Raw genomic sequence first — 12625 nt, 5'->3', positions numbered from 1 at the left:
CTTCCACTGGTTCCTGCCCACCTACGGGGACTCGCGCAACCTCGTGGCCGGGGGACACGGCACCTTCATGTCCGGGGATCGGCCCGCGACGCTGCCCTACCTCCGGCAGATCGTGGCCGCCGCCGAGCACAACGGGTTCGAGTCGCTGCTCACCCCGACCGGCGCCTGGTGCGAGGACGCGCTGATCACCGCGGCCCTGCTCGCCGACGCCGGCGAGCGGATCAAGTTCCTCGTCGCGCTGCGTCCGGGGCTCATGAGCCCCACCCTCGCCGCGCAGATGGCCGCCACCTTCCAGTGGCAGTCCCACGGTCGGCTGGCGCTCAACGTGGTGACCGGCGGGGAATCCCGTGAGCAGCGTGCCTACGGCGACTTCCTCGACAAGGAGGGCCGCTACGCCCGCGCCGACGAATTCCTGGAGGTGGTGCGTGGACTGTGGACCTCGCCGGAGCCCCTGTCCTTCCACGGGGAGCACCTCGCCGTCGTGGACTCGGTCCTGGCCCGTCGGCCCGACCCGGTCCCGCCGATCTTCTTCGGCGGATCCTCCGCCGCGGGGATCAGGGTGGCCGCCCGCCACGCCGACACCTACCTCACCTGGGGGGAGCCGCCCGCGGCGGTGGCGGAGAAGCTCGATCGTGTCCGCGCGGCGGCCGCCGGGAACGGCCGCACCCTGGACTACGGCATCCGGCTCCACGTGATCGCCCGGGACACCTCCGAGCAGGCCTGGGCCGAAGCCGAGCGACTGCTGGCCGGCGTCGATCCCGCCGACGTCGAGCGCGTCCAGCGGTCGCTGGCCGCGAGCGAGTCGGAGGGGCAGCGGCGGATGCTCGACCTGCACGGCGGCCGGGCGGACTCGCTGGAGATCGCGCCCAACCTGTGGGCCGGCGTCGGGCTGGTCCGCGGCGGGGCGGGCACGGCACTCGTGGGATCGCACGAGGAGGTCGCCGACCGGATCGCGGAGTACGCGGACCTGGGGCTCACCCACTTCGTCCTGTCCGGATACCCGCACCTGGAGGAGGCGTTCACCTTCGGCGAGGGGGTCCTGCCCGTCCTCGCCCGCCGCGGACTCCGGACTCCGGGTGGGGCCCGGGAGGAGATCGTGTCCGTGCCGTTCGCGGGTCCCGCCGACACCGCATCAGCCGACACCCAGCCCAGGGAGCCCGCCTTCGTGGGCGGGTGAGAACTCCAGGAGACGCCTCATGACCATTGTTCTGGAATCCCCGGCTCAGACCGGCACGGATCCCGCGTCCACCACGTCCACTACGGAGACCGACGCCACCGCACCCGCGCCGGGCGAGGTGGGCCGACGCCGCAGCCGCCGCCGCGGCCGGACCGCCTGGCTGCGCTGGCTCAGTCCGATCGCGTTGCTCGTGCTGTGGCAGATCGCGGGCGCCACCGGGGTCCTGCCCGAACGGGTCCTTCCCGCCCCGCAGCTCATCGCCGGGTCCGCGCTGGAGCTCATCGAGTCCGGAGAGCTCGGCCGGGCGTTGGCCGTCTCGAGCATCCGGGTGGCCCAGGGGTTCGTCCTCGGCGCCGTCGCGGGGCTCGTCCTGGGCGTGGTCGTGGGCTCGTCGCGGATCGCCGACGCGCTCGTCGATCCGCCCCTGCAGATGATCCGCGCCCTGCCGCACCTGGGGCTGATCCCGCTGTTCATCCTGTGGTTCGGCATCGGTGAGACCCCCAAGGTCCTGCTCATCGCCCTGGGCGTGATCTTCCCGATCTACCTCAACACCGCCTCCGGCCTGCGGCAGGTCGACCCGAAGCTCCGCGACATGGCGACGGTGTTCGGGTTCGGCCGCCGCCAGCGGCTGACCGAGGTGATCCTGCCGTCGATCGCGCCGCAGGTCCTGGTGGGCGTCCGGCAGTCGCTCGCGATCGGCTGGCTCACGCTGATCGTGGCCGAGCAGCTCAACGCCACCAACGGGATCGGCTACCTCATCATGAACGCCCGCGACTACTTCCGGATCGACGTGATCCTCGTCGGCCTGATCGTCTACGCGCTCCTGGGGATCGCCACGGACGCCGTCGTCCGCCTCGCCGAGGCCCGGGCCCTGCGCCACTACCGCTGACCACCGAATCCCAGGAGGTACCGAGAATGACCACCACCCTCGCCCCCGCGGGCGCGCTGCGGGGAGTGACCCGTCGCTTCGGCGACACCACCGTCCTGCGCCGACTCGACCTGGAGATCCCCCGCGGGGAGATCACCGCGCTGCTCGGGCGCAGCGGCAGCGGGAAGTCCACGGCCCTGCGGATCCTCGCGGGCCTGGACCGGGACCACGACGAGGGGACCGTCCTCATCGACGGCGCTCCGGCGGTGGTGTTCCAGGATTCGCGGCTGCTGCCCTGGCGGACCGTCGCGGAGAACGTGCGGCACGGGCTGAACCGGGTCGACGTCGGCCGGGTCGAGAAGACCACCCGCGTGACCGGGATCCTCGCCGAGGTGGGCCTGGACGGCCGCGAGTCCGCGTACCCCGGGGAACTCTCCGGGGGCCAGGCCCAGCGGACCTCGCTCGCCCGGGCGCTCGTCGCCGAGCCCGCGCTGCTGCTCCTCGACGAGCCGTTCGGCGCGCTCGACGCGCTCACCCGGCGCGCCATGCACCGGCTGCTGCTGCGGCTGTGGGAGCACCACGGCTTCGGGGTCCTGCTGGTGACGCACGACGTGGACGAGGCGGTGGCCCTGGCCGACCGCGTGCTGGTCCTGGACCACGGCGTGGTCGCCCACACCGAGACCATCGACCGGCCCCGCGGCGGGGACCGGAGCCCCCACCACCACCGTTCCCTGCTCGACGCTCTGGGCGTCGACCACACAGATGAGGACTACGCGATATGACGACCACCACCCCGCGATCCACCACCGTCGCGGGGCTGTTCGCCCTGGCGCTCGTCGCCCTGCTCGTCGGGTCCGGCTGCGCCACCCGCGAGTCCAGGGTCGAGGCCCCCGTACCGGAGCGGGTCGATCCGGCGGGCCTGTCCGATCTCGTGCTGAAGGTGGGGGACCAGAAGGGCGGGACCCAGGCGATACTCACCGCGGCCGGCACGCTCGACGACCTGCCGTACAGGGTGGAGTTCTCCACCTTCACCTCCGGTCCGCCGCAGGTGGAGGCGCTCAACGCCGGGCAGATCGACGTCGCGGTGACGGGGAACACCCCGCCGGTCTTCGGCGCCGCCGCCGGCGCGCGGGTGTCGATCGTCTCCGCGTACGCCAACGGCGGGGAGGGCGACAGGATCCTCGTCGCCGGGGATTCCCCGGTCCGGTCGGTGGCCGACCTGGCCGGCCGGAAGGTGCTGGTGGCCAAGGGCACCTCGGCCCACGGGCACCTGCTGCTCCAGCTCCGCAGGGCCGGCGTCGACCCGGAGTCCGTCGAGCTGATATTCCTCCAGCCCGCCGAGGCCGGTTCCGCGTTCTCCCGCGGTGACGCGGACGCCTGGGCCATCTGGGACCCGTACACCGCCATCGCCGAGACCACCACCGACGTCCGGACCATCGCGACGGCGGCCGAGGCGTCCAACGGGTTCTGGTTCGGGCTCGCCTCGGACGACGCGCTCGCGGACGCCCGGCGGCAGACGGCGATCGCCGACTTCCTGGTCCGGCTCGCCGAGGCGGGGACCTGGACGGCGGAGCACCCCGCGGAGTGGGCGGCCTACTACGGCGAGGCCGTGGGACTGGCGCCCGCGGCGGCCGAGTTGTCCCAGAGCCGCAGCACCCGCCGGCCCGTCGCGCTCGCGGACACGATCGGGCCGGAGCAGGAACTCGCCGACGTCTTCACCGAGGACGGGCAGATCGACCCCGTGGACGTCGCGGCGCTGGTGGACGACCGCTACCAGGACGTGCTCGCGCCGGTGGTCGGCCCGGTTCCCGCGCGGTAGCGGGCGGGTCAGGCGGGGCGCGTGACGTCCAGCACCACGTCGAACTCCAGCATGGTGGCGCCCTCGGCGACGGGCTTGCCGTGCTGCCCGGCGTGGGCCGAGCGGGCGTCGCCGTCGCGCCAGGCGGCGAAGGACTCCTCGTCCTCCCAGGTGGTCACCACGAAATAGCGGGTCTCGCCCGCGGTGGGACGCAGGAGCTGGAACCCGAGGAACCCGGGGGAGTTCTCCACGGTGTGCGCGCGCTCGGCAAAGCGGCGCTCGAGCTCGGCGCCGGCCTGCGGCGGGACGGACAGGGCATTGATCTTCACGATGGCCATGGCGGTCAACCTACCCTCGGGGCAGCGAGTAGTCGCCCCCGTCCCGCACCACGAGTCCGTCGGTCAGCAGCGACTCCAGGGCCCGACCGCGCTGGGCGGCGTCGGGCCACACCGCGTCGAGTCGGCCGGGGGTGGCCGTGCCGTCGCCGTCGCGCAGGACGTCGAGCAGCAGCCCCCGGACCTGCCTGTCGGTGCCGGCGAACGCCTGGGCCCTGCGCCGCGGGCCGTCCCACTCGGGCTTCCCGGCGGCCACCCACGCGCACGTGGAGGCAAGGGGGCAGTCGTCGCAGCGCGGGACCCGCGCGGTGCACACCAGCGCGCCCAGCTCCATCACCGCCACGGAGAAGGCCACGGCCCGTCCGCGTTCGGCGGGCAGGAGAGCGGCGACCGTCTCGAGGTCGCGGCGGGTCGACGGCGGCCCGGCCTCGGCGGCGCCGTGCACCGCGCGCGCGACCACCCGCCGCACGTTGGTGTCCACCACGGGGACGCGTTGTCCGTATGCGAAGCAGGCCACGGCGCGCGCGGTGTAGTCGCCCACGCCGGGGAGGGAGAGGAGGGCGTCGACGTCGGTGGGTACCCGGCCGTCGTGCCGGTCGACGACGACGAGGGCGCACTCCTGCAGCCGGAGCGCGCGGCGGGGGTAGCCGAGCTTGCCCCACATGCGGATCACGTCGGCCGGGGCGGCCGCGGCGAGATCGGCGGGGCCGGGCCAGCGCTCGAGCCACGCCCGCCAGACCGGCTCCACCCGGGCGACCGGGGTCTGTTGGCTCATGACCTCGCAGAGCAGGATCTCCCAGGGGCCGACCTCGTCCCCGCGCCACGGCAGGGACCGGCCCGCCCGGTCGAACCAGGAGAGCAGAGCGGGTGTGTCGACGGAGGTCACCTTGGGGCCGCCGGGGTGGGGTGTGCACAATATGAGCCATGCCTCATACCAACCCCATCAGTGCGTGGACCTCGCTCCGGGACGGGAACCATCGATTCGTCGGTGGCGAGATGCGTCATCCGAGCCAGAATACCGAGCGTCGGGCGCAGCTCGTCGCCGCGCAGCACCCCAAGGCCGTCCTCTTCGGGTGTTCGGACTCGCGAGTGGCGGCCGAGATCATCTTCGACCAGGGGCTCGGCGACCTCTTCGTCATCCGCACCGCCGGCCACATCATCGACACGGCCGTGCTCGGGTCGATCGAGTACGCGGTCCACGTGCTGGACACGCCGCTCATCGTGGTGCTCGGTCACGACAGCTGCGGCGCGGTCAAGGCCACCGTCGACGCGTTGAACACCGGCGAGATCCCGCCGGGGTTCCTGCGCGACGTGGTGGAGAAGGTGTCGCCGTCGATCCTCAACGGCCGACGCGAGGGACTCAGCAGCATCGACGACTACGAGGCGCGCCACGTGCTGGAGACCGGCGAGCTGCTGGAGCAGCGGTCCAAGATCATCAGCGAGCGGATCGAGGACGGCCGGCTGGCCATCGTCGGGGTGACGTACAAGCTCTCGGACGGGCACGCGTACCTGCGCAGCGTGGTGGGCGACGTCCACGACACCCCGCACGGCCCGGGCGAGGAGATGGTCGCCGTCTAGCGTCCGCGCACGGGAAGGGGGCCTGGTCGGGGGACACGCCGCGAGGGGGCCCCGACCCGGCGCGGCCCCGGCCCTAGAGTGGCCCCGTGCACGAACCCAAGGGCTCCCTACCTCGCGAAGTCTATGTGCGTCGCCGCGTCGCCGCCGTGGCGATCGCGGCCGTCGCCGCTGTGGCCGTGGTGCTGGCACTGTTCCTGGCCTCGAGGGACACCGGCACCGACACCCAGGAGACGGCGGGGGGCGGCGACGTCGACTCGTCCGCGGCCGCCGGGACCTCGGAGACCACCACCGACCGGACCTCCGCCCCCGAGGACGGCGGGGCCTCGCGGGGCCGGTGCGCGGACGGGGACCTGAGCCTGTCGGTCTGGTCGGCCGAACCCAACGTGCCCGTGGGCGAGGACGTCCGCATCTACGCCAACATCCTCAACAACTCGGACACGACCTGCGACAGGGACCTGGCGGAGGCGCCGCTGTCCTTCGAGGTCTACCGCCTCGACACCAACGTCAAGGTGTGGTCGAGCATCGACTGCACCACCCCCCGGGACCAGGACGAGGTCGAGTTGCGCCCCGGCGTGCCGGAGCCCCGCCAGATCGACTGGACCGGCCGCCGCTCCGCCGAGGGCGCGTGTGCCGAGGCGGATCGCACGCCGGTCGAGGTGGGCGCCTACCAGGTGTACGCGCTGGTCGGGAACGTCTTCAGCCCGGCCGCGACCTTCAACGTGATCGAGCGCCCCTGATCGGTCCCGCCCGGCCCGGTCCGGCTAGCCCGACCCGAGGCTGGTGAGCCACTGGCGCACGTGTCGCGCCCACAGGGATCCCACGCCCTCCACGTCCGCGAAGTCGGTCTGCTCCGCGGCCAGCAGCGCCGGGACCGAGCCGAACCGCTCGACCAGCGCGGTGATCTGCACCGGCCTGAGCCTGGGGATGTGCGCGAGCATGCGGTACCCGCGCGAGGTGACGTGCTCGTCGAGGTCCTCGGGCTCCGCGGGCAGGCCCAGGCAGCGCGCGACCGGGCCGGGGAGCAGCAGGTCGGCGTCGGTCAGCGCGGCCAGGCGCTCGAGCCCGAGGGCCACCTGGTCGGAGGTGGGAACCCCGGCGGTGTCCGAGGGGTCCAGGGCCAGGTGGTCGGCGACGAGGCCCCACAGCTCGTCCGGGGTGTCCGCCAGCAGCTCCTCGAGCTGGAGAGTGGTCTGCCGTCCGTACTCGCCCATCTCCACGGTCAGCTCGGTGAGCTCGGTTCCCATCCGCCCGAGCCGGACCAGCCGCTGGGCCATGGTCACCACGTCACGGACGGAGGCGTAGCCGCCGATCTCCGCGCGGTCGAGTCGGGCGCGGGCGCGGGCGGTGCGGGCACCGTGGCGCTCCATGGTCGCGACGGTCTGGTCGGCGCGGGCCAGCAACACGACCGGGTCGGCGAGGACGCGGGCCTGTCCGCCCGCGTAGACGGTGACGGTGGTCATGGAGGCGGAGACCGCGATCGCCGGGACCCCGGTGTGCAGGGCCGTTCTTTCGGCCGCGCGGTGCCGAGTCCCGGTCTCCACCGCGGGCAGGGTGGGATCGGGCACCAGGTGGACGTTGGCGTGGGTGATGCGTCGACCGTCCGTGGACAGGACCACGGCGCCGTCCATCTTGCTCAGTTCGCGGAGCCGGGCGGGGGTGAACTCGACGTCCAGTGCCACGCCGCCGTCGCAGATGGCCTGGACGGACGGATCGTCCCCGAGCACGACGAGGCCGCCCGTCCCGCTGCGGCGGATACGGTCCAGTGCGTCACGGAGCGGCGTGCCCGGGGCGAGTCGTCTGAGGACGGCGCGCAGGGCGGCGTCGACGGGTGATCCGTCAGCCGCGCGGGCGGAGAGGGCGGACGTCTCAGTGTCCCTCGGCGTGGGTCTCGACCGGACGGGTGTACTCGTCGCTGGCCGGGACCTCGGCGATCACACCGGCTCGGGCCTCGATCCGGTCGCCGTTGGAGAAGGTCAGGGTGGCGGGGAGCGAGTTGCCCACGTTGAGATCGTCGCCGGCGGGCAGGGTGGCGGTGGTCCGCTCGACGCAGATGTCGTCCGTGCGGGGCACCGGGGTCGCGTCCGCGGCCGCGGACACGATCAGGGAGCACCCGCGCTGGAGCGGCTCGGACTGGCCGACCCGGGCCTCGACCCCGCCGATCTCGACCCGGTCGAGCGAGACGGAGTCGCCGAGGCCGGAGCCGGTGAAGGAGGCCGCGAAGCCCAGCCGGGCCTCGCCCGACTCGGGGACGACCACCACGAGGTCGTTGACCGTGAGATCCCCCGCGGTGCCGCGTCCGCCGTCCACCGCGGCGACCTGGCCGGCCGTCTGGGAGACCTGGCCGGCACTGCACGCCGACGCGCCGAGGGCGGCGCCCACGGCCAGGACTACGAGCGCGGTGCGGCGCAGGCCGGTGTTGGGTGAAGTCACGTCAGGCTCCTCGTGGGGATGGTCGTTCTCAGGCCGGTCTCATCGTAGTCCACCGCCGGTCCTGACCGGCGCCGGAGTGGACTCCTGACTCCCCCCGGATTTCCCGCCCCGGCCTCGCAGGTTGCTGACCTGCGCAAACAGAAAACCGCTGGGCTGAGGGCGTGCTAAGATGGCGCAGTCGAAAGGGGAAAGCCACTCATGGAGTTCAAGGTCGGCGACACTGTCGTCTACCCGCATCACGGCGCCGCGCAAATCCAGGCGATCGAAATGCGGACGGTCAAGGGCACCGAGAAGGAATACCTCGTCCTCAAGGTTTCACAGGGCGATCTCACGGTCCGGGTCCCGGCCGAGAACGCCGAGTACGTGGGCGTTCGCGACGTGGTCGACGAGGCGGGGCTCGACAAGGTCTTCGAGGTCCTGCGCACCGAGCACGCGGAGGAGCCCACCAACTGGTCCCGCCGGTACAAGGCGAACGGCGAGAAGTTGGCGTCGGGCGACGTGAACAAGGTCGCGGAGGTCGTCCGCGACCTCTGGCGGCGCGATCTCGACCGCGGCCTGTCCGCCGGCGAGAAGCGCATGCTCGCCAAGGCCCGCCAGGTCCTGGTGGGCGAGCTCGCCCTGGCCGACCGGGCGGACGAGCACCGCGCGGACGACCTCCTCGAGCAGGTCCTGGCCTCCGCGGCCGCACCGGCCTGACGCGATTCGCCGAGTGACGCAGCACGACGTCAGTGGCCACCCAGCCCCACCGGGCAGGGTGGCCGCCGTCGTTCCCGCGGCGGGGTCGGGGGTCCGGTTGGGCGCGGGCATCCCCAAGGCCTTCGTCGAGGTGGACGGCCGCACCATGCTCGAGCGGGCCGTCGCCGGTCTGCTGGACTCCGGGGTCGTGGACGACGTCGTGGCGGTGGTCCCCGACGACCGCGTCCCGGAGGCGGAGCGGGTGCTGGCCCCGTTGCGGTCGGGGGACCACCTCGTCGTCGTCACCACGGGCGGGGCGGAACGCACCGACTCGGTCCGCAACGGGCTCGCGGCGCTGGCCGCGACCCGCGGGGGATCGGACGCGGCGGTCTACGACGTGCTCCTGGTGCACGACGCGGCGCGGTGCCTCACCCCGGCCGCTCCGATCCGGCGCGTGGTCGGGGCCGTCCGGTCGGGCGAGCCCGCGGTGGTTCCCGTGCTCCCCGTGGTCGACACCGTCAAGGAGGTCGACCCCGCCGGGCACGTGGTGGGCACGCCGGATCGCGCGGCGCTGCGGGCCGTCCAGACGCCGCAGGGTTTCGCGCCCGCCGTGCTCCTGGCCGCCTACGACGCGGCCGGGGACGTGGCCACCGACGACGCCGGGCTGGTCGAGCGGCTCGGGCGGCGGGTCGCGACGGTCGACGGGCACCCGCTGGCGTTCAAGATCACCACGGCCGCGGACCACGACCGCGCGCTGACCGAGCTGGCGACCGACCCGTCGACCGACCCAGGAGGATCCGTGACCGGACCAGTCGTCCCCCGCGTGGGCATCGGCACCGACGCCCACCAGGTGCAACCCGGGAAGCGGTGCATGATGGCGGGCCTGCACTTCCCGGACGACCACGGCTGCGAGGGGCACTCCGACGGGGACGTGGTGGCCCACTCGCTGGTCGACGCGCTCCTGTCCGCGGCGGGTCTCGGCGACCTCGGGTCGCTGGTCGGCACGGGCCGCAGCGAGTACGACGACGTCTCGGGGGAGCGCCTGCTCCGCGAGGCCGTGGCCGAACTCGCCGCCCACGGGTGGGCGGTCGGCAATGCCGCCGTGCAGATGGTGGGCAACCGCCCCAAGATGGGGCCTCGTCGGGCCGAGGCCGAGCGGACGCTGTCCGAGATCCTCGGGGCCCCGGTCTCCGTCTCGGCCACCACGACCGACGGCATGGGCTTCACCGGCCGCGGCGAAGGGGTCTCCGCGGTGGCGACGGCCCTGGTGTACCGGGCCTGACCGGCCGGTACCGGTAGACTCGGCATCCGTGACGCTCCATCTGTACGACACCGCCACCCGCTCCCTCCGGGAGTTCAGCCCTGTCCGGGAGGGGCACGCGTCCGTCTACCTGTGCGGGGCCACCCCGCAGTCGGTCCCGCACATCGGGCACGTCCGCTCCGGCGTCGCCTTTGACGTCCTGCGCCGCTGGCTGCTCGGACGCGGCTACGACGTGGCGTTCGTGCGCAACGTCACCGACATCGACGACAAGATCCTCACCAAGGCCGCCGAGAACGGGCGGCCGTGGTGGGAGTGGGTCGCCACCCACGAGCGCGAGTTCACCCGGGCCTACGACGCCCTCGGCGTGCTGCCGCCGTCCACCGAACCGCGGGCGACCGGACACGTCACCCAGATGATCGACTACATGGAGCGGCTCATCGAGCGCGGCTTCGCCTACCCCGCCGAGGGCAGCGTGTACTTCGACGTGGCGGCGTGGTCCGCGGCGCCCGAGGGCGACTACGGTCACCTGTCCGGCCACCGGCTGGACGAGGTGGACCAGGGGGAGGGCGTGGACCTGCGCGGCAAGCGCGATCCGCGCGACTTCGCCCTGTGGAAGGCCGCCAAGCCCGGCGAGCCGAGCTGGCCCACGCCGTGGGGCGACGGCCGGCCCGGCTGGCACCTCGAGTGCTCGGCCATGGCCACCTGGTATCTCGGCGGGACGTTCGACATCCACGGGGGCGGACTGGACCTGCAGTTCCCGCACCATGAGAACGAGGCGGCGCAGTCCCACGCCGCCGGCGACCGCTTCGCCAGATACTGGCTCCACAACGGCTGGGTCACCATGGCCGGCGAGAAGATGAGCAAATCGCTGGGCAACGTGCTCAGCGTTCCCAACATCCTCACCTCCGTCCGGCCGGTCGAGCTGCGCTACTACCTCGGCAGCGCCCACTACCGGTCGATGCTGGAGTACTCGCCGGAAGCGCTGCAGGAGGCCGCCGCCGGGTACCGGCGGATCGAGGCGTTCGTGCGGCGGGTGGGCGAGGCGGGTGCGGAGGTGCCGGTGGGGACGTGGACCCCCGGCTTCGCCGCCGCGATGGACGACGACCTCGGGGTCCCCGCCGCCCTGGCGGAGATCCACGGCTCGGTGCGCGCGGGCAACACCGCCCTGGCGTCCGGGGACCTCGAGGCGGCGCTCGCCGCCGCGTCGGCCGTCCGGGCGATGGCCGCGGTGCTGGGCGTGGACCCGCTCGACCCCCACTGGGCCACCGGCGGCGGGGACGACGCCGCGATGACCGCGCTCGACCTGCTCGTGCGCGCAGAACTCGAGGCGCGCGACACCGCGCGCTCGACCAAGGACTTCGCCACCTCAGATGCCATCCGGGACCGCCTGGTCGCCGCCGGCATCGAGGTGGCCGATACCGCGGACGGCCAGAAGTGGTCGCTCGCCAACCGGAAGGACTGACATGGCGGGCAATTCGAGCCGACGCGGGGCGATCCGCAAATCCGGCACCAAGAAGGGCCAGGTCGTCGGGTCCGGCGGCCAGCGACGGCGGGGACTCGAGGCGCGCGGTGCCACCCCCAAGGCGGAGGACCGGACCTACCATTCGGCCCACCGCAAGGCCAAGGCCGCCTCGCGCAAGGCGGAGACCACGCAGCAGCGCCGCCGCTACGCGGAGAAGCAGGCCGACGGGCCCGAGTACGTGGTGGGCCGCAACCCGGTGGTGGAATGCCTCCGGGCCGGCGTGCCGGCGACCGCGCTGTACGTGGCGATCGGGTCGGAGGCCGACGAGCGGCTGACCGAGGCCGTCCACCTGGCCGCGGACAAGGGGATCTCGATCCTCGAGGTGCCGCGCACCGATCTCGACCGCATGGTCTCGAACGGCATGCACCAGGGGATCGGGCTCCAGGTGCCGCCGTACCAGTACACGGACCCCAAGGACCTGCTCGACATGGCCATGGGGTCGTCGCGGCCCGCGCTGCTCGTGGCCCTGGACAACATCACGGACACCCGCAACCTCGGGGCGGTGATCCGGTCGACCGCCGCGTTCGGCGGACACGGCGTCCTCATCCCCGAGCGCCGCAGCGCGTCCATCACGGCGGTGGCGTGGCGGGCCTCCGCCGGTGCCGCCGCGCGGCTGCCGGTGGCCCGGGCCACCAATCTCAACCGCACGCTGCTCGACTGGGCCAAGGCCGGGGTGCAGCTCGTGGGCCTCGACGCCGACGGGGACACCACCCTGGACCACTACGACGGCACCGGCCCCACGGTCGTGGTGGTGGGCTCCGAGGGCAAGGGGCTGTCCCGGCTGGTGCGCGAGAATTGCGACACGATCCTGTCGATCCCGATCTCCGGCGGCGTGGAGAGTCTCAACGCCTCCGTCGCGGCCGGTGTGGTGCTCTCGGAGTTCTCGCGCCAGCGGCGGGCCCTCGGTTAGCCGTCGGCCGCGCCCGGCCCCCTCCTCCCGACTTGCGCTGCCCCTATGACCGGACTTGCGCTGCCCCCTTG

The 12625-nt window shown here is 73.3% G+C and carries 14 protein-coding genes and 1 pseudogene; 11 read left to right on the top strand and 4 right to left on the bottom strand.

The genetic code is table 11. The features are described 5' to 3' along the window. The 4 genes from B4M60_RS15400 to B4M60_RS15385 all read left to right on the top strand — a co-directional run. A partial coding sequence (locus B4M60_RS15400) for an LLM class flavin-dependent oxidoreductase (protein WP_291086048.1) occupies nt 1–1177 on the top strand: 1177 nt, incomplete at its 5' end. A gap of 19 nt (nt 1178–1196) precedes the next feature. Then, nucleotides 1197–2066 (top strand): ABC transporter permease, encoded by an 870-nt coding sequence (locus tag B4M60_RS15395; RefSeq protein ID WP_291086045.1) that lies wholly within the window; start codon nt 1197–1199, stop codon nt 2064–2066. A gap of 26 nt (nt 2067–2092) precedes the next feature. After that, the gene (locus B4M60_RS15390) at nt 2093–2827 is read left to right on the top strand and encodes an ABC transporter ATP-binding protein (RefSeq protein ID WP_291086042.1); all 735 of its coding nucleotides are present in this window, start codon (nt 2093–2095) and stop codon (nt 2825–2827) included. After that, on the top strand, nt 2824–3864 hold the full coding sequence (locus B4M60_RS15385; protein WP_291086039.1) for an ABC transporter substrate-binding protein: 1041 nt from the start codon (nt 2824–2826) through the stop codon (nt 3862–3864). The genes B4M60_RS15390 and B4M60_RS15385 overlap by 4 nt, the downstream gene beginning before the upstream one ends. Nucleotides 3865–3872: 8 nt before the next feature. Here the strand turns inward: B4M60_RS15385 and B4M60_RS15380 are convergent, their stop codons facing one another. Further along, nucleotides 3873–4181: an antibiotic biosynthesis monooxygenase family protein gene (locus tag B4M60_RS15380; protein ID WP_291086036.1), complete on the bottom strand. Its 309-nt coding sequence runs from the start codon at nt 4179–4181 to the stop codon at nt 3873–3875. A gap of 10 nt (nt 4182–4191) precedes the next feature. Next, entirely contained in the window at nt 4192–5064 is an 873-nt protein-coding gene (locus B4M60_RS15375; protein ID WP_291086033.1) for an A/G-specific adenine glycosylase, read from the bottom strand. Nucleotides 5065–5102: 38 nt separating this feature from the next. Here B4M60_RS15375 and B4M60_RS15370 point away from each other — a divergent pair, with 38 nt between their 5' ends. Together B4M60_RS15370 and B4M60_RS15365 are read left to right on the top strand one after the other, a co-directional pair. Next, nucleotides 5103–5756, top strand: a complete 654-nt coding sequence (locus B4M60_RS15370) for a carbonic anhydrase (protein WP_291086030.1) — start codon at nt 5103–5105, stop codon at nt 5754–5756. An 86-nt stretch (nt 5757–5842) separates the two neighbouring features. After that, nucleotides 5843–6493, top strand: a complete 651-nt coding sequence (locus tag B4M60_RS15365; RefSeq protein WP_291086028.1) for a hypothetical protein — start codon at nt 5843–5845, stop codon at nt 6491–6493. Nucleotides 6494–6517: 24 nt separating this feature from the next. Here the strand turns inward: B4M60_RS15365 and disA are convergent, their stop codons facing one another. After that, nucleotides 6518–7570, bottom strand: coding sequence for a DNA integrity scanning diadenylate cyclase DisA (gene disA / locus B4M60_RS15360; RefSeq protein WP_291086188.1), 1053 nt, complete (start codon nt 7568–7570; stop codon nt 6518–6520). Between the two features lie 52 nt (nt 7571–7622). Next, nucleotides 7623–8186 (bottom strand): hypothetical protein, encoded by a 564-nt coding sequence (locus B4M60_RS15355; RefSeq protein WP_291086025.1) that lies wholly within the window; start codon nt 8184–8186, stop codon nt 7623–7625. A 198-nt stretch (nt 8187–8384) separates the two neighbouring features. On the opposite strand from B4M60_RS15355, the gene B4M60_RS15350 reads away from it, so the two are divergent. From B4M60_RS15350 to rlmB, 5 genes and pseudogenes are all read left to right on the top strand, one after another. After that, nucleotides 8385–8882 (top strand): CarD family transcriptional regulator, encoded by a 498-nt coding sequence (locus tag B4M60_RS15350; protein WP_291086022.1) that lies wholly within the window; start codon nt 8385–8387, stop codon nt 8880–8882. Nucleotides 8883–8952: 70 nt separating this feature from the next. Then, nucleotides 8953–9603: pseudogene (ispD, locus tag B4M60_RS15345) on the top strand (2-C-methyl-D-erythritol 4-phosphate cytidylyltransferase); the annotation flags it as partial. 57 nt (nt 9604–9660) lie between these two features. Continuing rightward, nucleotides 9661–10143 carry a 2-C-methyl-D-erythritol 2,4-cyclodiphosphate synthase gene (gene ispF / locus B4M60_RS15340; RefSeq protein ID WP_291086185.1) on the top strand — a complete coding sequence of 161 codons (483 nt, stop codon included), beginning with the start codon at nt 9661–9663 and terminating at the stop codon, nt 10141–10143. A gap of 28 nt (nt 10144–10171) precedes the next feature. Continuing rightward, nucleotides 10172–11584 carry a cysteine--tRNA ligase gene (gene cysS / locus B4M60_RS15335; RefSeq protein WP_291086019.1) on the top strand — a complete coding sequence of 471 codons (1413 nt, stop codon included), beginning with the start codon at nt 10172–10174 and terminating at the stop codon, nt 11582–11584. A gap of 1 nt (nt 11585) precedes the next feature. Beyond that, a complete protein-coding gene (gene rlmB, locus B4M60_RS15330) occupies nt 11586–12554 on the top strand; it encodes a 23S rRNA (guanosine(2251)-2'-O)-methyltransferase RlmB (RefSeq protein ID WP_291086016.1) in 969 nt (322 codons plus the stop codon). Nucleotides 12555–12625 lie beyond the last annotated feature (71 nt).

It is taken from the genome of Dietzia sp. UBA5065 (assembly GCA_002415925.1).
GTDB lineage: Bacteria > Actinomycetota > Actinomycetes > Mycobacteriales > Mycobacteriaceae > Dietzia.
Note: the sequence above shows the minus strand (reverse complement) of the source record. Positions and strands in the feature narration are given on the sequence as shown.